Below are 19,650 nucleotides of genomic sequence, written 5' to 3' on the forward strand. Positions count from 1 at the left end.
ATAGGTTACCCCAAAGGTGTCTCCCCTTTAGTGGCACCGAGTTTGGGCGTATTCATAAACAAACGTCAAGGGCCGGATCATCGAAATCGATGGATCAGGCCCCAAGCTGTTTACAGATTTGCTCAAAAAAACGGAATTTAGGATCAAACCGATAATTCAAAGAAGCGTTTGGCATGCATAAAGGCTGCTTTCTTGGCCTCGGCAACCTGATGGGCTTCTGCGTCATGGCCCCATTGTTCAATCTGCCAGGTTTCATCCAATCTTGAAATGCGCCATATCTCGTCCGGTTTGCGCCAATTCATGGCGGCCGCAAAACCAAGAATCAATGACCCCGACAAGCTGACAAGATCGTGAAAAGCGGCCAGTTGGAACGCATCCAGCCCGTGCACCCGAGAACGCAATGTCGCCAGGGCGGATTCCGGCTGCGGTTGATGCAGGACGCCTGCAACCGGAACCAGACGGGCAGACAGCGCGGTCTCGGCCCAATCCAGGGCGGGATCCCATTCGGCGCTCTGACGATCCTGCAACTCCTGCGGGTGGGTTGCGCGATAACACAACAAATCGGAATCGCCATAATCGGCCAGCATGTCGGCCACTTCTCCGTGATGGATGCGGACTTTGTCAATCGCTGCATTTGCAGAACGGGTGAACGGCATCACGGCGGGATCAACCTCTTTTTCCTGCGCATCCCATTCCCCAGCCACCGCTTCGGCCATGGGGCGGGTTGGCAGGATCAGGTCTGCCTTGGCGGGTGTTTTGACCCTGCGGCCATCCAGTTCGACGGTGAACCCGCCATCAACCGCGACAACGGTGCTGTCCTTCCAGAAGCGTTTCGGTTTCCAGTCACTCATCTTTCAATTCCACATCCCAGCCAGCGCATTGGGCAACTGGTCAAAGGTTTCGACAATGCAAGAAGCTGCGGTCAGAGCCGATCGGTCATGATAGCCCCAGGTGACGCCGATGCCGCGAACACCGGCAGCCGCGGCCATATCCATGTCAAAGCTCGTGTCGCCGATCATCACTGCGCAGGCCGGATCGACCCCGGTTTCCGACAATGCGGTCTGCACCATGGACGGATGCGGCTTTGACGGGTGGTGATCCGCGACCTGCCGGGTCACGAAATACGGTTCCAGCCCGTGGGCCTCGATCAATGCGTCCAACCCGCGCTGCGACTTGCCGGTTGCCACGCCAAGAAGCACTTCAGGCACGGCATGCAACGTTTCAATCGCCTCGCGCGCACCGGGGTACAACGGCGAACTTGCCGCGCCCAATTCAAGACGATGGGCGTGATAGGCCTCTTTATACCCGTCGACCAGATCGTTCTGTACCGAAAGAGGCTGTTCCGGCGCCAACCGGGCGATGGCATGCGGCAGCGACAAGCCGACGATGGACAGGATCGCCTTTCGCGTCGGAACCGGCACGGAGGCGGCCTGAAAGCTGGCGGTCATGCAATGAACGATACTGCCCTGACTGTCGACCAGAGTACCGTCGACGTCGAACAGGACCAGCCGCAAGGGTGCGCTCATTGCAGCGCCTCAAACGGGTCGTCGGCCGCCAGATCCTCGCTCCATCCGAACGTGTCCCAGCTGTGCTTCATATGCTCGGGCAAGGGCGCCGTCACGGTCACTGGTTTCCGCGTCACCGGATGCAGGAAGGACAGTCGCCGTGCGTGCAGATGCAGCTTTTTGCTGATGATCCCACCCAGTTGCGCACCCCATCCGTCGCCAAGGTTTTCCTGACCCGAACCGCCGTATTTTCCGTCGCCGATAATCGGATGTCCGATTGCGGCCATATGCGCCCTCAATTGGTGCGTACGTCCGGTGATCGGCTCCATCGCGACCCAGGCGGCGCGGCCGGCAACGCGATAAAGGGTTGCATAATGCGTATGCGCGCGTTTTGCGCCCGGAGTGCTGTCAATTTCGTTCATATGCACGGGGATCATCTTTTCACCCTCGCCGTGCTTGCCATGACCGGGCGCCTTGACAAGGCCGGTCTTGATCTCACCCAGGTACGGCGTTGGAACACCGGCAACCAGCGCCCAGTAGATCTTGCGCGTATCGCGGTGACGGAAAGCGGCCGTCAGACCCTTGGCGGCCTCACGCGTGCGGGCCAGCAGCAGAACACCTGAGGTGTCCTTGTCCAATCGATGAACCAGCCGAGGGTTCTCGTCATAGCCGAACCGCAGCGCTTCGGACAGGCTGTCAACATGCCTTGTCTGCCCGCTGCCGCCCTGCACCGGCAGACCATGCGGCTTGTTCAGCGCCAGAATGTGATCGTCGCGGTAGATCACGCAGGACTGGATCATCTTGGCATCCGCATCCGAGATGTGATGCTTGACCTCAGCCGGTTTGTGATCAGCGTCCGGCAAAGGCGGCACGCGAACAACCTGCCCTGCCTCCAACCGGGTCGAGGCCTTGGCACGGCTACCATCAACACGCAATTCTCCCTTGCGGCACATCTTTTCAATGCGCCCCTGGCTGACATGCGGAAACAGGCGGCGCAGCCAGCGATCCACGCGCTGGTCCCCATCCCCTTCGGCGACTGTAATCATCTGCACGCCACTCATGCCATTACCCCTTTTTCCGCGCGGGTGATCCGCCCGGATTGCGTGTTTATCCGTGTCCCAGAAATCATGGGCGTCTGTCGCGCGCAACGCGGCAAGAGTCAAGGTATCAGGCTCTGGATCTCAGATGTTCGAGAAGTCGCCGTGCCGCCCCGCTCCATCCCGAAAACGGGCCGCACCAGCGGTTCCTTCGCGGCGAATGGCATCCAACCCGTTGGCCCATTCAACCTTCAGCGCGTCACGAACCGGCATTCCACGGGTTTCGATGATCGACCGGCGGTCTGCCCGAACGGCCTCTTGCGGGAAACGGGCGATATCATGTGCCATGTCTTCAGCCGCCTTTCGTGCTGCGCCATGCGGAACGACCTTTTCCGCCAGCCCAATCCTGTAACACTCCTCCGCCTCGACCTTGCGCCCGGTCAGAGCAATCTCCAATGCTTTGCCCTGCCCCACCAGACGCGGCAACCTGACCGAACCACCATCCATCAGGGTAATCCCCCAGCGGCGGCAAAACACACCCAAGTAAGCCGTTTCCGCCATGACCCGGATATCGCACCACAAGGCAAGCTCCATTCCTCCGGCCACTGCCGCGCCTTCTATCGCGCCGATGACAGGTTTCGAAAGCTCCAGCCGCGACGGCCCCATGGGCCCCAGCGTTGACGGGGCCGAACCGATGGGAAAGCCATGTTGGTCGAAATACGCCTCGCGCCGTTCGGGATCGGCCAGCGATGCGGCAAGTTTCAGATCCCACCCTGCACAGAAATTGCCACCTTTGCCCCAGAATACCGCAGCCTTGGCCGAACTGGCCTCGAAACTCAGAAATGCCTCGACCAGAGCCTCGGCATGTTCCGTATCAACGGCGTTCCGCGCATCCGGCCTGTCGTGAATGACGGTCCAGACATCTTCGGATTTTTCGATTGAAATCGGCATATCAAGCCCTCCCCTGCAAGCTTTGACCCAAGGGAAGCGTTCAATTTCAATCCTGTCGCCTGTGACGCAGCGGAACCTCCACGACTGACCCTGCGTTACTAGCTGTTCCGCTGTGTCCGCAACTTGGCAAAATAATCGAGGCGTTTCTTTAGCTCACGCTCGAAACCGCGCTCGACCGGCTGATACAAAACCGGGCGTTTCATCGTCTCGGGGAAGTAGTTCTGACCGGAAAACCCGTCCTCGGCATCATGGTCATAGGCATAGCCCGCGCCGTAACCCTGATCCTTCATCAAAGAGGTCGGCGCGTTCAGGATATGCTTGGGCGGTGGCTCGCTGCCGGATTGCTTGGCCAGCCGCATTGCCGCCTTGTAGCCGACATAGGCGCCGTTGGATTTTGGCGCCAGGGCAAGATAGACCAGCGCTTGAGCAAGCGCCAACTCGCCCTCGGGTGAACCCAGACGTTCGTAGGTTTCCCACGATTGCAAACAAATGGCCTGCGCCTGCGGATCGGCCAGGCCTATGTCCTCGACCGCCATGCGTGTGATCCTGCGCGCAAGATAACGCGGATCTTCGCCCCCGGTCAGCATGCGCGCGAACCAATACAAGGCCGCATCGGGGTCAGATCCGCGCACCGATTTGTGCAGGGCCGAGATCAGGTTGTAATGCTCATCACCGGATTTGTCGTATTTTGCAGCCCGCCGCATCAAACGCGTTGACAGCGCGTCGGGGGCCAGCGGCGCGTCCACCTTCCACGCCGAAACCTGTTCGATCAGGTTCAGCAAAGCCCGACCGTCGCCATCGGCCATCTCTTGCAACGCATCGCGGGCGGCAGGCGTCAATGGCAACGCGTGGCCCAGCTCTTTCTCGGCCCGCTGGGTCAGACGCTCCAGATCGGCAAGGCTCAACCGTTCCAGCACCAGCACCTGCGACCGGCTGAGCACAGCGGCATTCAACTCGAATGACGGGTTCTCGGTGGTTGCGCCGACCAACAGGATTGTCCCGTCTTCCATATGGGGCAGAAACCCATCTTGCTGAGCCTTGTTGAAGCGGTGAACCTCATCCACGAACAACAAGGTGCCCTGTCCGTTCTGGCGGCGTATCTTCGCGGCCTCGAAGACTTTCTTCAGATCCGGCACACCGGTAAAGATCGCACTGATCTGAACGAAATGCAGATCGGTTTCCTGTGCCAACAGCCGTGCAATTGTGGTCTTTCCAACTCCGGGAGGGCCCCAGAAGATCAGACTGGACAGACTGCCTGCCGCCAGCATGACACCCAGAGGGGCCTCGGGGCCCAGCACCTGCTCCTGCCCGATCACCTCTGCCAGGGATCGAGGCCGCAACCGGTCAGCCAGAGGCCGGTGAGGAGAAGCGGCGGGTTCTGCCGCCCCGGTATCGAACAGATCACTCACAGGTCACAACCGGAACCGCAAAGAGACGGACCGCCCCCCGCGCACCAGACCTATCTGCACGTAACGGCCCGGATCGGTCAACGCGGTCTCAACGTCCTGTGGGCGCTGGATCTCATCGGCATTGATGCTTTCAAGAATATCACCGGTTCGCAAACCCGCCCTTCCGCCATACGGGCCGGGATCCACCACGACGACACCGGTCAGCGACAGCGACAATCCCATCCTGGTGATCACCGCGGGATTGACCCGGGACACCACCAACCCCGGAAGAACGGTTCTGTCGTTCAAAGTCGTTTCCTCGGCGGCCGGAACATCGGGGGCTTTGATAAGCGCCACCTCGACATCTTCACTTTGGTCGCCGCGCAGACGGGTCAGAACCGAGGTTCCGCCCACTCCGGCGACCGACATCCGAAACTTCATCTCGGCGGGTGAATTGACCTCATCCCCGTCCACATGGGTTACCACGTCTCCCACTCTGAACCCTGCGTCGCGCAAAGGGCTGAGCTCATGCAGATCAGAGATCACAACGCCCAACGGGATGGCCAGGCCAAGGGATTCCGCGATATCCGCGCTCATGTGTTGACCCGACATTCCCGCCCACGGGCTAACGAAGGTTTCGTTTCCCTGCTGCGCCTGCTTGAGGAATTGCGCCACCAGATTGGCGGGGATGGCAAAGCCTATTCCGTTTGACCCACCCGATCGGGTCAGAATCGAGGTATTGATCCCGATAAGCTGGCCATTCACATCGATCAGCGCCCCACCGGAGTTGCCCGGGTTGATTGCCGCATCCGTCTGGATGAAATATCCGCGGCCATTCCCGGTTGCCGTGCCCGTGCGCGCCAGCCCCGAGATGATGCCGGACGACACCGTCTGCCCCACCCCGAACGGGTTTCCGATGGCCAGGGCCAGCTCTCCAACCTCGACCTGATCGGAATCGCGAAGGGTCAGATAGGGCAGGTCTTCGGCCTCCTTCAAACGCAGGATCGCGATATCGCTTTCCTCATGGCCCAGCACAACCTCGGCCGAAAACTCGCGCCGATCCGTCGTGACAACCCGGATCTCGGTCGCGGATCCGACCACGTGATAGTTGGAAACAACATACCCATCGTCAGACAGGATAACCCCGGAACCCAACGAATTTTGAACCCGCTGACGTGGTTCGCCGAACCCCCGGCCAAAGAAATCCTGAAAGAACGGGTCCGAGAAAAACGGGCTTGCCCGGCCCTGCCGGACGATCTTGGCATAGATGTTCACAACCGCCGGTGATGCCTGTTTCACGACCGGGGCAAATCCCAACGAAATCTCGGCCTGTGACTGCGGAACTTTCGTTTCGGCCATTCCTTGCGTCGCGCAGGTCAAGGCAACAAGGGTCAGCATTACGCGGATCATGGTGGCTCCGTTTTTTGCGATTGGCCCAGATATGCTGACACAAAATCTGAATTGCAAGTCGGCGGTCGGGTATGCCCCGCAACATGTCGGACATGCCATAACGAAAAAACCTCCGTCCGGTTTCCCGAACGGAGGTTCGACCGTGACCTTGGGTCAGATCTTATTCTTCGTCTGCTGCCTCTTCGGCGGCAACGCGGGCTTTGTCGGCCGCGCCCTTGGCGTCGACGTCACGATCAACGAATTCGATGATCGCCATCGGTGCCATGTCGCCATAGCGGAAGCCAGCCTTCAGGATACGGACATAACCACCCTGACGCTCGGCGTAGCGGGGGCCCAAAACTTCGAACAGCTTTGCGACGTCTTTGTCTTCTTTCAGCTGTGCTGCGGCCTGACGGCGGGCGTGCAGGTCGCCGCGCTTGCCCAGAGTGATCAGTTTTTCAACGATCGGGCGCAGTTCTTTTGCCTTGGGCAGAGTCGTTTTGATTTGCTCATGCTCGATGAGCGAGCCAGCCATGTTCGCAAACAGCGCCTTGCGGTGCTCATGAGTACGGTTCAGGCGGCGGTAACCACGTGCGTGACGCATTTTTCAGTTCCTTCTTTCGCGTTTTGCTTTGTCTGGCCGGCGATGCGTGTCACCGGCTCTCCTTGGGGCGGGAATGCCCATTTGGTCCCCGGATATTCCCACTTCGGGCCGGGCATTGGGGAAGACGCGCTTAGAACGCGTCTTCGAATTTCTTCGCCAGATCTTCGATGTTGTCCGGCGGCCAATCCTCGACATCCATGCCCAGGTGCAGCCCCATGCCGGACAGCACTTCCTTGATCTCGTTCAGCGACTTGCGGCCGAAGTTCGGGGTGCGCAGCATCTCGGCTTCGGTCTTCTGGATCAGATCGCCGATATAGACGATGTTGTCGTTCTTCAGGCAGTTTGCCGAACGGACCGACAGTTCCAGCTCGTCCACCTTCTTCAGCAGCAGCGGGTTGAACTCCAGACCATCGTCCTCGTCCTGACGGCTTGCCGATTCCGGCTCGTCGAAATTGACGAAGATCGACAGCTGATCCTGAAGGATACGAGCGGCAAAGGCCAGTGCATCCTCGGGCGTGATCGAACCGTCGGTTTCGATCTTCAGGGTCAGTTTGTCATAGTCCAGAACCTGACCTTCACGGGTCGGCTGAACGTCATAGGCGACCTTTTTGACCGGCGAATAGATCGCATCGATCGGGATCAGGCCGATGGGTGCGTCTTCGGGCTTGTTCTTCTCGGCCGAGACATAGCCCTTGCCGGTGTTGACGGTCAGCTCCATGAACAGGTCAGCGCCATCGTCGAGGTGGCAGATGACGTGATCACGGTTCAGAACCTCGATGCCGGCGCTTTCGCTGATGTCACCCGCAGTGACAACCGCGGGGCCTTTGGCATTGATCGACAGGCGCTTGGGGCCTTCGACTTCCATGCGCAGGGCAACCTGCTTGAGGTTCAGGATGATGTCGGTGACGTCTTCACGAACGCCTGCCACGCTCGAAAACTCGTGCAGGACGTTGTCAATCTGGACGCTGGTGATGGCCGCACCTTGCAGCGAGCTCATCAGGACGCGGCGCAGGGCGTTGCCCAGGGTCAGACCAAAGCCACGCTCCAGCGGTTCGGCAACCAGGGTGGCTTGACGTGCAGGATCATTGCCCGGCTTGGCTTCCAGCTGGGTCGGCTTGATCAATTCTGCCCAATTCTTGTGGATCATGTAATCCCTCCATTCCTGTCCGCGCCCCATGACCAACAAGGTGCAGACGCCCGAGGTTCAAAATGACGTGCTGGGGCCGTGCAGAAACACAGCCCCAGCTCAATTCAAAATCGCTTAGACGCGACGACGCTTCGGCGGGCGGCAGCCGTTGTGAGCAATCGGTGTCACGTCGCGGATCGACGTGATGTTGAAGCCCACGGCAGCCAGCGCGCGCAGTGCCGATTCACGGCCCGAACCGGGGCCCTGAACTTCGACTTCCAGCGTCTTGACGCCATGTTCCTGCGCCTTCTTGCCTGCGTCTTCCGCAGCCATCTGAGCGGCGTAGGGGGTCGATTTCCGCGATCCCTTGAAGCCCATGGTACCGGCAGACGACCACGAGATGGCGTTGCCCTGTACGTCCGAGATCAGGATCTTGGTGTTGTTGAAGGTCGAATTCACATGGGCAACGCCCGATGCGATGTTCTTACGCTCTTTGCGCTTAACGCGAGTCTTGTCACGTGCCATCGGTCAGACCCTCCCTTATTTCTTCTTACCAGCGATGGCCTTTGCGGGGCCTTTGCGGGTACGAGCGTTGGTGTGGGTACGCTGACCGCGAACCGGCAGGTTGCGGCGGTGACGCAGACCGCGATAGCAGCCCAGGTCCATCAGGCGCTTGACGTTCATCTGAACTTCACGACGCAGGTCACCTTCAACGGTGAAATTTGCGTCGATGTGCTCGCGGATGGCCAGAACTTCGGCGTCGGACAGTTCGTTGACGCGACGGTGCGCTTCAATGCCCACGGCTTCGCAGATCGCTTTGGCCGAGGTGTTTCCGATACCGGTGATATATGTGAGGGCGATAGGTACCCGCTTTGCAGTCGGGATGTTTACGCCGGCAATACGTGCCACGTGTCACTTTCCTTTTCGTTGCGGTTCCGTAACTCCAGAACCTTTTTTCACAACGCTTTACCGTGGCAGTGTGGCCAGAGGGTTCAGCATTATTCGAGGTGGTCGGGGCGGTTGGGACGAATCCCGCACGCGGTCTTGATTCCCTTTAGGGATGGGGGTCGATATGGGCTTTTGGCGGTGCCGTCAAGCCCATATTGAAATCAGCCGAGAATGGCCTCGATCGACGCTGTGACTTCCTTGATGTCCGCCAGCCCGTTCACGGGGCGCAGATCGCCCTTGGCGTAGTAATAGCCGATCAGCGGAGAGGTCTTCTTGTAGTACTCCATCAACCGCGTACGCAGACTGTCTTCGTTGTCGTCGGCGCGACGAACGAAGTCATTTTCCTTGCCACAGTTGGTGCACTTGCCGTCAGCCGGGATCGGCTTGGTCTTGTCGTTATAGACCTCACCGCACCCGCCGCAGGTTGACCGTGCGGTAATCCGTTCCACCAGAGCATCGTCATCCACGCGCATCTCAATCACGGTATGCAGGGACTGGCCCAGCTTGGTCAGCAGAGCCGACAGCGCGTCGGCTTGTGCCAAAGTGCGGGGGAAGCCGTCAAAGATGAAACCGGCGCCTTTTTCGGTGGTCAGTTTTTCTTCAATCAGGCCGATCACGATCTCATCGGTGACCAGCTTACCCGCGTCCATGATCGCAGCAACCTTCTGGCCCATTTCGGTTCCGCTGGTCTTGGCTTCGCGCAGCATATCCCCGGTGCTGAGCTGCACCATCCCGCGGGTCTCTACCAGGTGACGCGCCTGCGTTCCCTTGCCTGCCCCCGGGGGGCCCAGAAGAATGATGTTCATCGACGAGCAGCTCCCTTTCTGCCGCGTTTCTTGCCTTTGCCGCGCAGCTGGGACTTTTCGATAAGCCCTTCATATTGATGCGCCAGCAGGTGGCTCTGGACCTGCTGGATCGTGTCCATGGTCACAGAGACGATAATCAGAACCGAGGTGCCGCCGAAATAGAACGGAATGGCAAACTGGCCCCGCAGAATTTCGGGCAGCAGACAGACCGCGGCCAGATAGGCCGAACCCAGAACCAGCACGCGGTTGACCACGTATTCCAGATACTCGGCCGTTTTCTTGCCGGGCCGGATGCCGGGCACAAAACCGTTCTGCTTTTTCAGGTTGTCCGCCACATCGTCCGGTTTGAACGACACATTGAACGTATAAAAATAGGCGAAGAACACGATCATCGAGGCAAAGAACAGAAGGTAAAGCGGCTGTCCGGGGCCGAAATTGGCCAGCAGCCACGACATGACCGGCCCGTTGGCAGCACCGGACGAGAAGGTTGAGATCGTGACCGGCAGCAGCAGCAGCGAGCTGGCGAAGATCGCCGGAATGACACCCGCAGGGTTGACCTTGACCGGCAGGTGGCTTGAGCCGCCTTCGTAGACTTTCATACCGGCCTGGCGGCGGGGATACTGAATGTGGATCTTGCGCAGGGCGCGCTCCATGAACACCACGAAGGTGATGACCGCGATGACCATGACGATCACGCCGACGATCACGGCAGGGCTGATCGCACCGCTGCGGCCGCTTGCAAAGAACTGCGCCAGAGCAGCCGGAACCTCGGCAATGATGCCGACGAAGATGATCAAAGAGATACCGTTGCCGATCCCGCGTGCGGTGATCTGTTCCCCCAGCCACATCAGGAACATGGTGCCCCCGACCAGCGTGATCATGGTCGACATGCGGAAATAGAACCCCGGATCAGTCGCCAGATCGCCCGATTCCAGCGAAACGGCCAGACCATAAGCCTGAACGGTGGCCAGAGCCACGGTTCCGAAGCGGGTGTACTGGTTGATCTTCTTGCGCCCCTGCTCGCCCTCTTTCTTGAGCTGTTCGAGCGCGGGAACCATGGATGTCAGCAGTTGAACGATGATCGAGGCCGAGATGTAAGGCATGATGCCGAGGGCAAAGATGCCCATCCGCCCCAGCGCCCCGCCGGTGAACATCGAAATCATGCCGCCGATGCCCTGCCCCGCCTGCTCCATGAATTCGCGCAAAGCTGCTCCGTCAATCCCCGGCACCGGAATAAAGGTGCCCAGACGATAGACGATCAGCAAACCCAGCGTAAACAGGATGCGGTTGCGCAGATCGGTGGCCTTGCCCAAAGCAGCCCAGCTTGTGTTGGCTGCCATTTGTTCTGCTGCTGATACCATAAATCGGTCTCTCTTATGCAAACGCCGCCCGGAACCGTTTTCCGGCTCGGACGGCGTCTTGGAAAACTCTGAGGTCTATGTAAGCGGGTCTTTGCCCGCTCACAAGCGATTACTCTGCCGCAGCAGCTTTTGTGACCTTCAGTGAACCGCCCGCTTTTTCAACTGCCTCAACGGCAGACTTCGAAGCACCGGTTACTTCCAGGTTCACTTTGGCGCTGATTTCGCCTTTGGCCAGAACGCGGATACCGTCCAGCTTGCGGCGGACCAGACCGGACGCAACCAGAGCGTCTTCGGTGATCGCAGCCGAAGCATCCAGCTTGCCGGCTTCGACAAATTTCTGGATCAGGCCCAAGTTAACAACGGCGAATGCTTTGCGGTTCGGCTTGCTGAAGCCACGCTTTGGCAGACGCTGGTACAATGGCATCTGACCGCCTTCGTAGCCGTTGATGGCCACACCCGAACGGGATTTCTGGCCTTTGATACCACGGCCACCCATTTTACCTTTGCCGGAACCCGGACCACGGCCAACGCGGGTGCGTTTCGGGCTGGCGCCTGGATTGTCGCGCAGTTCGTTCAGTTTCATGTCGCTTCTCCTAAGCCGGATATGACCCCGAAGCGTGATGGGCCAAACACGGCATTTCTTGGTTTTTGATTCTCGTGGCGGAAAGCCACCGCAGGCGTATAGGCCCGATAACCGCACTTGACAAGCCTGTAGATTGCCCTGCGCCCCGGGACGCCGGCATGAGGTCTTGAGCCAGGTGTTACGCAAAGGGCACCTCTGCCGGCCTTTGACCGAAAAGTGACCGTGAAATGCAGCGCCTTTAAGAAAAACCGCTTGCTATGTCGGGGTGGTCGTCTATCCGGTGGCCTACAAACACTAGACTGGCAGGCGTATGATTGAACCCTCTCTCTCGCTCCGCGACAAGCCGGAGACCACCGCCGCACGTGACTGGGTAACAACGCTTGCCAAATATCGCGAACCGGACCAAATGCGCAGCGCTTTTGAGCTGGGTGTAAGCATTATCCCCTTTATCGGACTGTGGGCATTGTCCTGGATGTCACTTTCAGTCAGCTATTGGCTGGCCTTTGTGATTTCCGCCCTCAATGCGGCCTTTCTGTTGCGCTTGTTTGCCATCCAGCATGATTGCGGGCACGGCGCATTCTTCAAAAACCGGGCCGTCAGCGACTGGATCGGGCGCGGCATCGGAGTTCTGACACTGACACCATATGATGTCTGGCGCCGCAGTCATTCCACGCATCACAACAGTTCCGGCAACCTGGACAAGCGCGGGATGGGCGATGTCCACACCCTGACCGTGGCGGAATACCGCGCCAAAACACCACTGAACAGGTTCTGGTACCGCGTGTACCGGAACCCGATAACTCTGTTCGTGCTTGGCCCCGGTTATCTGTTTCTGTTTCAAAACCGCCTTCCGCTGGGCCTGACAGACAGCGTCAGGTTCTGGGTCAGCGCGATGGCGACCAATCTTGCCATTCTGATTGCCCTTGTGGCCGTCTACTATTTTGGCGGGCTGATGCCGATGTTGCTGATCTTTCTGCCGTCGACTCTGATTGCCGCAACGGCCGGAGTTTGGCTGTTTTATGTACAACACCAGTTCGAGAACACGCATTGGGACGCCGATGCAGACTGGCAACTGCATGAAGCAGCGCTGCACGGAAGTTCGCACTATATCCTGCCCTCAGTGCTGCAGTGGTTCAGTGCCAATATCGGCATCCACCATGTACACCACCTCTACAGCCGCATTCCGTTCTACCGTCTGACCGAAGTGCTGCGTGATCATGAAGAACTGGCAAACAGCAACCGGATGACCATCCGTGAAAGCCTCGCCAATGCGCGGCTTCACCTGTGGGACGAGAAGAACCGTCGTCTGTTGTCCTTTGCCGAGGCCCACGCACTTTATGGGTAACGGGCATGCCTGGCATTTTCGTCTCTGAAATCGCAGCGCGTGCCTTGCATCAACGGCAGGCGTGTGGCGCGGGACAGTCTCCATCATCCATCGCGACGACTTTCTTGGGCGCGATTTTGACAAAGAATGCGCGCGGCACAAACCGGTATTCAACCGGTGCAAACGCTGGCGCGACTAAGGTGCCTTCATCCCGATCGTGACTGGCTTGATCGCCCACGCCTGAACGGGAAAGCGATCGCGATTGACGCAACCCGCATCGCGCCCTGCATTGCAGTTAAAAAGGCGGTGACCATCTGGTGACAGGAACACCACTCTGCACGGCATCAGTGATAACTAAGAGCGACCGTCCAACCTGTTCGTCGATGCTGGGCAAGGCTGCGGCACCGTGAAAGAAAACTAGCCTCCCCGGGCCTGTGGACACGGCGGAAATCCCTCATGCCCCTGCACAAATCAAACAAAATCCCTTGTCACACCCCCGCCCCGATGCCATATGCAAAGAGCTTACGTTTTTCTATTCGACCTACTGTCTCCTTCATCGGCAGTCAGTCTATCGATACAGACCGACGACGCCAGGCTGCCGCAACTCCGTGGGCAGCACTCAAACAGGAGACACGGATATGCCAGCAGGCACCGTAAAATGGTTCAACACCACCAAAGGCTTCGGCTTCATCGCACCGGAAGAGGGCGGCAAAGATGTATTCGTACACATCTCGGCTGTCGAACGTTCGGGCCTGACCGGTCTGGCCGACAACCAGAAAGTCACGTACGAGCTGCGCGCCGGTCGTGACGGCCGCGAAAGCGCCGACAGCATCCAGCTGGCCTGAGCTTGATATCGGGTGAGGGGATTCCCCTCGCCCCTTTCCCGCCACCACCTCGGGTGGCAGGCAGGACACATCACGTCCACGTGATGTCTGCCCTAGAATTGACCAAATATCGTATCATGATGAAATTGGTTTCAGTTTCATTGGTCATTCGACGAGGGTTTCGATGTTTACACGCCGTATTTTTCTGGCCGGAACGGCGGCCAGCATGTTGCCGGGCATCGCCAGCGCCAAAAAAGCGGTCGAGTATGATCCGACACCGCAATTCGTGCGCATCAAGAAACAGTTCGTACCTGGTCAGCTGCTGGTCGCGCCCCGGTCGTTCTATCTTTACTTCGTCACGGAACCTCGCAAGGCGATCCGCTATGGATGCGGCGTCGGCAAAGCGGGGTTGGAGTTTACCGGCACGGCCACCATCGATGTGAAAAAGGAATGGCCGACCTGGCGCCCGACCGATGAGATGATCGAACGTGATCCCGTCGCTTACGCCAAATTCAAGGACAACGACTATGTCCAACCCGGCGGCGGAGATAACCCGCTGGGCGCGCGCGCGCTGTATCTGTTCCAGAACGGTGTCGACACCTATTTCCGCATCCACGGCACGACGCAGCCGCAGACCATTGGCCGGGCGGTGTCCAACGGTTGCATACGAATGCTGAACGAGCATGTGATCGATTTGTACAACCGGGTCCCGATCGGAACCGTTGTCACGGTCGTCTAGGTGCCCATGGATTGGCGCCTATTCCGCTCGACCCGCCTGATCAACAAGCTTCAGAACGGACGGCCCCAGTGATTCAACGATCTTTACCACCCCATCCGCGTTTGGATGTATTCCGTCCGGCTGCATGAACTGCGATACCGCGCCGGGGTCGCCCTCGGCCGCAAGCCCTTCGAAGAAACTGGCGGCGAAGAGGACGTCGAACTCCTTCGCCAAGTCTGGGTACATTCCGTCGAAAGCTTGCTTGTAATCGGCCCCGTAGTTGCCCGGCGCCTGCATACCGATCAGCAGAACCGGTACATTCGCGTCTAGCGCCACGTCCAGGATCCTGCGCAGATTGGCCTTTGATACGGCAGGGTCGATCCCACGCAGCAGGTCGTTGCCGCCAAGGGCAACGATCATGCCATCCACATCCGGTGTCAGGGTCCAGTCCACACGTGCGGCCCCGCCCGCCGTCGTGTCGCCCGAAACACCTGCGTTGATGACGCGGACATCCGCGCCCTGCGTCTGCAACCAGCGTTCAAGCTGTGGAACAAACCCGCTTTCCTCCACCAGCCCATAGCCCTGAGTCAGCGAGTCCCCCAAAGCCGCAATCACCACTTGTTCGGCTGTGGCCGCAAAACCGCACCACGTGAAAAGGCCTGCCATCAAAGCCTTGCGCAACGTGGTGATCGCTCCATATCCCAAAAGACCGCTCCTTTTTCGGGTAGACCCATGACGACTGCTGTTCTCGCCCTCCAAGATGCCTCTTTGTCCCTGGATGGCAATGCCGGGCGGGTCGATATTCTGCATGACATTACGTTGACTGTGAACAAGGGCGAGACGCTGGGGCTTATCGGGCCTTCTGGCTCGGGCAAGTCTTCGCTGCTGATGTTGATGGCGGGGTTGGAACAGGCGACGCACGGTCAAATCATGGCGCTGGGTCAAGACCTTACCGACATGGATGAGGACGCTCTGGCCCGGTTTCGGCGCGACAGTATGGGGGTGGTGTTTCAGAACTTCCATCTGATCCCGACGATGACCGCGCTTGAAAACGTGGCAATCCCACTGGAACTGGCAGGGCACAAGGATGCGTTCGACCGGGCCGAGCAAGAGCTGGACGCCGTTGGCCTGTCGCACCGTCGCGATCATTACCCGGCGCAACTGTCGGGCGGAGAACAACAGCGTGTTGCCTTGGCACGAGCATCTGCGCCGCGCCCCAAAATCCTGTTGGCTGATGAACCGACCGGGAACCTGGACGAAACCAACGGGGCCGCAATTGTTGATTTGCTGTTTGGTCTGCGCCGGAAATACGATGCAACCCTGGTTCTGGTGACCCACAGCCATTCATTGGCCGAAAGATGTGATCGGGTCGTTCGGTTGCGTGACGGCAGGATCGCCGAAGAGACCCGGCAGGAGGCCGCGGAATGAGCCTGCGGATGGCCGGGCGGCTCGCCCGCCGCGAGCTACGCGGAGGCCTGAGCGGTTTTCGGATCTTTCTGGCCTGTTTGGCGTTGGGGGTCGCCGCCATCGCGGCCGTCGGGTCGGTGCGGCAGGCCATACAGGCTGGGCTTGCGCAAGAAGGGGCCTCGCTGCTGGGGGGCGATGCCGAACTTGAATTCACCTATCGTTTTGCCGATGAGGCAGAGCGCGCCTGGATGCAACAGACATCCGTCCAGATGTCCGAGGTTGTCGATTTCCGCTCGATGGCCGTTGTGCCCGGCGCGACAGGTCCGGAACGAGCGCTGACTCAGGTTAAGTCGGTCGACAACGCGTACCCACTTGTCGGCTCGGTACGGCTGGAACCCGAGATCCCGCTGGAAGACGCCCTGAACGGCAGTTTCGGCTTGCCTGGGGCCGTGATGGAACCTGTGCTGATGGACCGGCTTGGGTTGTCCGTCGGTGATCGGTTTTCACTTGGGACGCAAGAGCTCATCCTGACGGCTGCCTTGCTGGACGAGCCCGACAGCGCGGCGGATGGGTTTGGCCTTGGGCCGCGCACTCTGGTGCGAACCGAGGCATTGCAGGCGTCCGGTCTGCTGGAACCCGGAACACTGTTTTCAACAAAGTACAGGATGATCCTGCCCCGGAACGCAGATCTTTCGGATGTATCCGCAAGGGCTGACGCGGCATTCGAAGGCACTGGAATGCGCTGGACGGATGCACGCAACGGTGCCCCCGGGATATCCGAGTTCGTCAATCGCCTGAGTGCATTTCTTGTCCTTGTCGGGCTGTCCGGGCTTGCCGTCGGAGGCATCGGCGTTTCTGCCGCCGTGCGTGCTTATCTGGGGCAGAAGACGGAAACGGTTGCGACTCTGCGCACCTTGGGGGCCGATCGCGCCACCATTTTTCAAACCTACATGATTCAAATTGGCGTTCTGTCCGTCTTCGGGATCGCGATCGGCCTGACGCTGGGTGGATTGGCGCCGCTTGTTCTGGCCCCGCTGCTGGAAAGCCAATTGCCGGTTCCCGCAGTGTTTTCCCTTTATCCACAGCCGCTGATCGAGGCAGCAATATACGGTCTGCTCACAGCGTTCCTGTTCACCCTTTGGCCACTGGCCCGCACCGAAGATGTGCGCGCCGCGACGTTGTTTCGCGACGCGCTGAGCTCGGCCCGCCCCTTTCCACGTCTGATTTACGTCGTGGCAACGGGTGCCGGGCTGTTGTTGCTGATCGCCCTGGCATCATGGTTCAGCGGCTCGACGCGGCTTACTGTCTGGACCGGCGGCGGGCTTGTCGGTGCACTGGCGCTGTTGGCCCTCGCCGCTTATGCCATTCGCAAACTGGCCCGGGCTGGGACTTCGTTGGCCCGCGGGCGGCCCACAGTCAGATGGGCGTTGTCGGCCATCTCGGACCCACGCGAAGGTGCAGGATCTGTAGTTCTGTCACTGGGGCTGGGCCTGTCGGTGCTGGCTGCGGTCGGGCAGATCGACGGGACCCTGCGCAACGCCATTTCGGGCAACCTGCCGGATGTTGCGCCGTCGTACTTCTTTGTGGACATCCAGAAAGATCAAATGCCCGGCTTCACCGAACGCCTGCAAAGCGACCCCGCGGTCAGCCGCATTGAAAGCGCGCCAATGTTGCGCGGGATCATCACGCAGATCAACGGCCGGCCCGCTCGGGACGTGGCCGGAGATCACTGGGTGCTGGAAGGGGATCGCGGCGTGACCTATTCGGTTCAACCGCCGCCGAACACACGCTTGACCGCAGGGGAATGGTGGGACGAAAATTACGCAGGCGCGCCGCAGGTCAGCTTTGCCGCCGAAGAAGCCGAAGAGATGGGCCTGAACCTAGGCGACCAATTGACCGTCAATATCCTGGGGCGAGACATCACGGCAGAGCTGACGTCCCTGCGCGAGGTGGATTTCTCTACCGCGGGAATGGGCTTTGTCATGTCGATGAACCCCTCTGCGCTGGCCGGTGCGCCGCACAGCTTTATCGCGACGGTCTATGCCGAAGAACAGGCCGAGGCGTCCATCTTGCGGGATCTTGCCGGCCAGTTCCCCAATATCACGGCCATCCGGGTGCGCGACGCCATTGATCGCGTCTCGGGCCTGCTGGCAGGCATCGCCGCAGCGACCTCGTACGGTGCAGGAGTATCGCTGCTGACCGGATTTCTGGTTCTGATCGGCGCTGCGGCGGCAGGCGAACCTGCCCGCAGATACGAAGCAGCGATCCTCAGGACATTGGGTTCGGACCGTGGCCGTATCCTGCGCAGCTTTGGCCTGCGATCCGTTCTGCTTGGGGCCGCTGCGGGTTGCGTCGCGCTGTTCGTTGGCATTCTGGGCGGCTGGGCCGTTGCCACCTACATCTTCGACACAGAGTTCACGGTCATCTGGTCATCGGCCTTCGGCATCGTACTGGCCGGGATAGGCGTCACGGTATGTGCTGGGCTGGCATTTGCCCTGCGTCCACTTTCGGTGCGTCCGGCGCGCATATTGCGCGCGAGCGATTGAAATCAGCGCACGCAGGCCACGGGCTGCAAGAGCCTCAGCAGCGGATCGTTGTCACATACCAAAGCATCCAGAGTAACATCGTCCAGGGACGCATAGAACACCTCTGCCGCGTCCTGAAGCGCAAGCCTCAGCCGGCAGGCATCCGTGAGCGGGCACGTGTTGTCAGCGTCCGCGAAACACTCGGCAATGGGCAAAGCCCCTTCAACATGCCGGAACACCGCACCGATGCGTATCTGATCCGCGGGGCGCGCCAGCGACATGCCACCGTTACGACCGCGCTGCGTGCTCAGATAGTTCAGCTGGCTCAACTGATTGATCACCTGCGCCAGATGGTTTTCCGAAATGTTGCACACTTCGGCAATTTCGGATTTCGTGACCAGCCTGTCCGGGTGAGCTGCGCAATACATCAACAGGCGCACAGCGATATTCGTCCTTTTGGTAATCCGCATGAGGGCCTCCCTAAATTCAAGATGCAACCTTATTGCATGTCCGGGAAAAAAGCGGTTTGACATACATCAATCGACCCAAAGGACACTTCTCGGATGGCCGACCCCTATTTCTTTGGCTATGGCAGCCTTGTGAACCTTGCGACGCATGATTTCCCCGATCCACGCCCCGCGCGACTGAAAGGTTGGCGGCGGGCCTGGCGGCATACCGATCTGCGACCCGTGGCGTTTCTGACTGCCGTGCCCGACCCGGAGTCAGAGATCGAAGGCATGATTGCGCATGTTCCCAATAATGACTGGGCCGCGCTGGATGAACGGGAATGGGCGTATGACCGAATTCCTGCAACGCAGTCGGTTTCACATCCCCTGACGCACGACGTCGAAATAGCTGTCTACGCCGTCCCGCAGGATCGGCACAGCCAGCCCAGCAATCACCACCCGTTGCTGCTCAGCTATATCGATGTTGTCGTGCAGGGTTACCTGCGGGCGTTCGGCGAAGACGGCGCGGATCGATTCTTTGAGACGACAACAGGCTGGGACGCCCCGATCCTGAATGATCGCGCCGAACCGCGTTATCCACGCCACCAGCAACTCAAACCTGTCGAACGTGATTTTGTCGATGACCGCCTGACCAGTTTGTCGGTTCGATTTGTGCAACCAGCGTAAACAAAAAAGGGCCACGCCGAT

The 19,650-nt window shown here is 59.5% G+C and carries 22 protein-coding genes; 7 read left to right on the forward strand and 15 right to left on the reverse strand.

All coding sequences use genetic code 11. The features are described 5' to 3' along the window. Positions 1–143: 143 nt before the first annotated feature. The 13 genes from ACR0E2_RS13330 to rplO all read right to left on the reverse strand — a co-directional run bounded on the left by ACR0E2_RS13330 (position 144) and on the right by rplO (position 11,698). Positions 144–851: an ATP12 family chaperone protein gene (locus ACR0E2_RS13330; protein WP_480446733.1), complete on the reverse strand. Its 708-nt coding sequence runs from the start codon at positions 849–851 to the stop codon at positions 144–146. 3 nt (positions 852–854) lie between these two features. After that, a complete protein-coding gene (locus tag ACR0E2_RS13335; RefSeq protein WP_480446734.1) occupies positions 855–1,526 on the reverse strand; it encodes an HAD-IA family hydrolase in 672 nt (223 codons plus the stop codon). Continuing rightward, the gene (locus tag ACR0E2_RS13340; protein WP_171229727.1) at positions 1,523–2,566 is read right to left on the reverse strand and encodes an RluA family pseudouridine synthase; all 1,044 of its coding nucleotides are present in this window, start codon (positions 2,564–2,566) and stop codon (positions 1,523–1,525) included. The genes ACR0E2_RS13335 and ACR0E2_RS13340 overlap by 4 nt, the downstream gene beginning before the upstream one ends. Positions 2,567–2,686: 120 nt before the next feature. Continuing rightward, complete coding sequence (locus ACR0E2_RS13345; RefSeq protein ID WP_480446735.1) at positions 2,687–3,493, reverse strand: crotonase/enoyl-CoA hydratase family protein; 807 nt, start codon at positions 3,491–3,493, stop codon at positions 2,687–2,689. 98 nt (positions 3,494–3,591) lie between these two features. Then, on the reverse strand, positions 3,592–4,902 hold the full coding sequence (locus ACR0E2_RS13350) for a replication-associated recombination protein A (RefSeq protein WP_480446736.1): 1,311 nt from the start codon (positions 4,900–4,902) through the stop codon (positions 3,592–3,594). Positions 4,903–4,905: 3 nt separating this feature from the next. Then, entirely contained in the window at positions 4,906–6,291 is a 1,386-nt protein-coding gene (locus ACR0E2_RS13355; protein WP_480446737.1) for a trypsin-like peptidase domain-containing protein, read from the reverse strand. Positions 6,292–6,451: 160 nt separating this feature from the next. Further along, positions 6,452–6,874 carry a 50S ribosomal protein L17 gene (gene rplQ / locus ACR0E2_RS13360; protein ID WP_170687292.1) on the reverse strand — a complete coding sequence of 141 codons (423 nt, stop codon included), beginning with the start codon at positions 6,872–6,874 and terminating at the stop codon, positions 6,452–6,454. A 130-nt stretch (positions 6,875–7,004) separates the two neighbouring features. Beyond that, positions 7,005–8,021, reverse strand: coding sequence for a DNA-directed RNA polymerase subunit alpha (locus tag ACR0E2_RS13365; protein WP_117870179.1), 1,017 nt, complete (start codon positions 8,019–8,021; stop codon positions 7,005–7,007). 114 nt (positions 8,022–8,135) lie between these two features. After that, complete coding sequence (rpsK, locus tag ACR0E2_RS13370) at positions 8,136–8,525, reverse strand: 30S ribosomal protein S11 (RefSeq protein ID WP_008757289.1); 390 nt, start codon at positions 8,523–8,525, stop codon at positions 8,136–8,138. 15 nt (positions 8,526–8,540) lie between these two features. Then, positions 8,541–8,909, reverse strand: a complete 369-nt coding sequence (rpsM, locus tag ACR0E2_RS13375) for a 30S ribosomal protein S13 (RefSeq protein ID WP_008757392.1) — start codon at positions 8,907–8,909, stop codon at positions 8,541–8,543. Between the two features lie 200 nt (positions 8,910–9,109). Further along, positions 9,110–9,754, reverse strand: coding sequence for an adenylate kinase (locus ACR0E2_RS13380; RefSeq protein WP_152456908.1), 645 nt, complete (start codon positions 9,752–9,754; stop codon positions 9,110–9,112). Then, a complete protein-coding gene (gene secY, locus ACR0E2_RS13385) occupies positions 9,751–11,115 on the reverse strand; it encodes a preprotein translocase subunit SecY (protein WP_480446738.1) in 1,365 nt (454 codons plus the stop codon). The genes ACR0E2_RS13380 and secY overlap by 4 nt, the downstream gene beginning before the upstream one ends. 109 nt (positions 11,116–11,224) lie before the next feature. Beyond that, positions 11,225–11,698 carry a 50S ribosomal protein L15 gene (gene rplO / locus ACR0E2_RS13390; RefSeq protein ID WP_171229730.1) on the reverse strand — a complete coding sequence of 158 codons (474 nt, stop codon included), beginning with the start codon at positions 11,696–11,698 and terminating at the stop codon, positions 11,225–11,227. Positions 11,699–12,008: 310 nt separating this feature from the next. Between rplO and ACR0E2_RS13395 the strand changes: the two genes are divergently transcribed. The 4 genes from ACR0E2_RS13395 (at position 12,009) to ACR0E2_RS13410 (ending at position 14,585) form a co-directional block, all read left to right on the forward strand. Beyond that, positions 12,009–13,043 (forward strand): fatty acid desaturase, encoded by a 1,035-nt coding sequence (locus tag ACR0E2_RS13395; protein WP_480446739.1) that lies wholly within the window; start codon positions 12,009–12,011, stop codon positions 13,041–13,043. A 126-nt stretch (positions 13,044–13,169) separates the two neighbouring features. Beyond that, positions 13,170–13,343, forward strand: a complete 174-nt coding sequence (locus tag ACR0E2_RS13400) for a hypothetical protein (RefSeq protein WP_480446740.1) — start codon at positions 13,170–13,172, stop codon at positions 13,341–13,343. Positions 13,344–13,660: 317 nt separating this feature from the next. Further along, positions 13,661–13,867: a cold-shock protein gene (locus ACR0E2_RS13405; RefSeq protein ID WP_152456904.1), complete on the forward strand. Its 207-nt coding sequence runs from the start codon at positions 13,661–13,663 to the stop codon at positions 13,865–13,867. A gap of 163 nt (positions 13,868–14,030) precedes the next feature. Beyond that, entirely contained in the window at positions 14,031–14,585 is a 555-nt protein-coding gene (locus tag ACR0E2_RS13410) for a L,D-transpeptidase (RefSeq protein ID WP_170346434.1), read from the forward strand. Positions 14,586–14,603: 18 nt separating this feature from the next. Here the strand turns inward: ACR0E2_RS13410 and ACR0E2_RS13415 are convergent, their stop codons facing one another. Then, positions 14,604–15,230, reverse strand: coding sequence for an arylesterase (locus tag ACR0E2_RS13415; protein WP_152459810.1), 627 nt, complete (start codon positions 15,228–15,230; stop codon positions 14,604–14,606). A 66-nt stretch (positions 15,231–15,296) separates the two neighbouring features. Here ACR0E2_RS13415 and ACR0E2_RS13420 point away from each other — a divergent pair, with 66 nt between their 5' ends. Together ACR0E2_RS13420 and ACR0E2_RS13425 are read left to right on the forward strand one after the other, a co-directional pair. Continuing rightward, on the forward strand, positions 15,297–15,992 hold the full coding sequence (locus ACR0E2_RS13420; protein WP_480446741.1) for an ABC transporter ATP-binding protein: 696 nt from the start codon (positions 15,297–15,299) through the stop codon (positions 15,990–15,992). Further along, positions 15,989–18,517 carry an ABC transporter permease gene (locus ACR0E2_RS13425; RefSeq protein WP_480446742.1) on the forward strand — a complete coding sequence of 843 codons (2,529 nt, stop codon included), beginning with the start codon at positions 15,989–15,991 and terminating at the stop codon, positions 18,515–18,517. Before ACR0E2_RS13420 ends, ACR0E2_RS13425 begins: the two co-directional genes overlap by 4 nt. Positions 18,518–18,519: 2 nt before the next feature. Here ACR0E2_RS13425 and ACR0E2_RS13430 read toward each other — a convergent pair whose 3' ends face one another. Next, positions 18,520–18,966 carry an RrF2 family transcriptional regulator gene (locus ACR0E2_RS13430; RefSeq protein ID WP_170346430.1) on the reverse strand — a complete coding sequence of 149 codons (447 nt, stop codon included), beginning with the start codon at positions 18,964–18,966 and terminating at the stop codon, positions 18,520–18,522. Between the two features lie 93 nt (positions 18,967–19,059). Between ACR0E2_RS13430 and ACR0E2_RS13435 the strand changes: the two genes are divergently transcribed. Next, complete coding sequence (locus tag ACR0E2_RS13435; protein WP_480446743.1) at positions 19,060–19,629, forward strand: gamma-glutamylcyclotransferase family protein; 570 nt, start codon at positions 19,060–19,062, stop codon at positions 19,627–19,629. Positions 19,630–19,650 lie beyond the last annotated feature (21 nt).

This window comes from Ruegeria sp. A4 (assembly GCF_056543025.1).

Coding starts and splice junctions, on each gene's coding strand:
- ACR0E2_RS13425 (WP_480446742.1), top strand. CDS start 15,989: ATGAGCCTGCGGATGGCCGGGCGGCTCGCCCGCCGCGAGCTACGCGGA.
- ACR0E2_RS13405 (WP_152456904.1), top strand. CDS start 13,661: ATGCCAGCAGGCACCGTAAAATGGTTCAACACCACCAAAGGCTTCGGC.
- ACR0E2_RS13380 (WP_152456908.1), bottom strand. CDS start 9,754: ATGAACATCATTCTTCTGGGCCCCCCGGGGGCAGGCAAGGGAACGCAG.
- ACR0E2_RS13435 (WP_480446743.1), top strand. CDS start 19,060: ATGGCCGACCCCTATTTCTTTGGCTATGGCAGCCTTGTGAACCTTGCG.
- ACR0E2_RS13400 (WP_480446740.1), top strand. CDS start 13,170: ATGCGCGCGGCACAAACCGGTATTCAACCGGTGCAAACGCTGGCGCGA.
- ACR0E2_RS13430 (WP_170346430.1), bottom strand. CDS start 18,966: ATGCGGATTACCAAAAGGACGAATATCGCTGTGCGCCTGTTGATGTAT.
- ACR0E2_RS13355 (WP_480446737.1), bottom strand. CDS start 6,291: ATGATCCGCGTAATGCTGACCCTTGTTGCCTTGACCTGCGCGACGCAA.
- rplQ (WP_170687292.1), bottom strand. CDS start 6,874: ATGCGTCACGCACGTGGTTACCGCCGCCTGAACCGTACTCATGAGCAC.
- secY (WP_480446738.1), bottom strand. CDS start 11,115: ATGGTATCAGCAGCAGAACAAATGGCAGCCAACACAAGCTGGGCTGCT.
- ACR0E2_RS13365 (WP_117870179.1), bottom strand. CDS start 8,021: ATGATCCACAAGAATTGGGCAGAATTGATCAAGCCGACCCAGCTGGAA.
- ACR0E2_RS13340 (WP_171229727.1), bottom strand. CDS start 2,566: ATGAGTGGCGTGCAGATGATTACAGTCGCCGAAGGGGATGGGGACCAG.
- ACR0E2_RS13335 (WP_480446734.1), bottom strand. CDS start 1,526: ATGAGCGCACCCTTGCGGCTGGTCCTGTTCGACGTCGACGGTACTCTG.
- ACR0E2_RS13395 (WP_480446739.1), top strand. CDS start 12,009: ATGATTGAACCCTCTCTCTCGCTCCGCGACAAGCCGGAGACCACCGCC.
- ACR0E2_RS13345 (WP_480446735.1), bottom strand. CDS start 3,493: ATGCCGATTTCAATCGAAAAATCCGAAGATGTCTGGACCGTCATTCAC.
- rplO (WP_171229730.1), bottom strand. CDS start 11,698: ATGAAACTGAACGAACTGCGCGACAATCCAGGCGCCAGCCCGAAACGC.
- ACR0E2_RS13330 (WP_480446733.1), bottom strand. CDS start 851: ATGAGTGACTGGAAACCGAAACGCTTCTGGAAGGACAGCACCGTTGTC.
- ACR0E2_RS13415 (WP_152459810.1), bottom strand. CDS start 15,230: ATGGCAGGCCTTTTCACGTGGTGCGGTTTTGCGGCCACAGCCGAACAA.
- rpsK (WP_008757289.1), bottom strand. CDS start 8,525: ATGGCACGTGACAAGACTCGCGTTAAGCGCAAAGAGCGTAAGAACATC.
- ACR0E2_RS13420 (WP_480446741.1), top strand. CDS start 15,297: ATGACGACTGCTGTTCTCGCCCTCCAAGATGCCTCTTTGTCCCTGGAT.
- ACR0E2_RS13410 (WP_170346434.1), top strand. CDS start 14,031: ATGTTTACACGCCGTATTTTTCTGGCCGGAACGGCGGCCAGCATGTTG.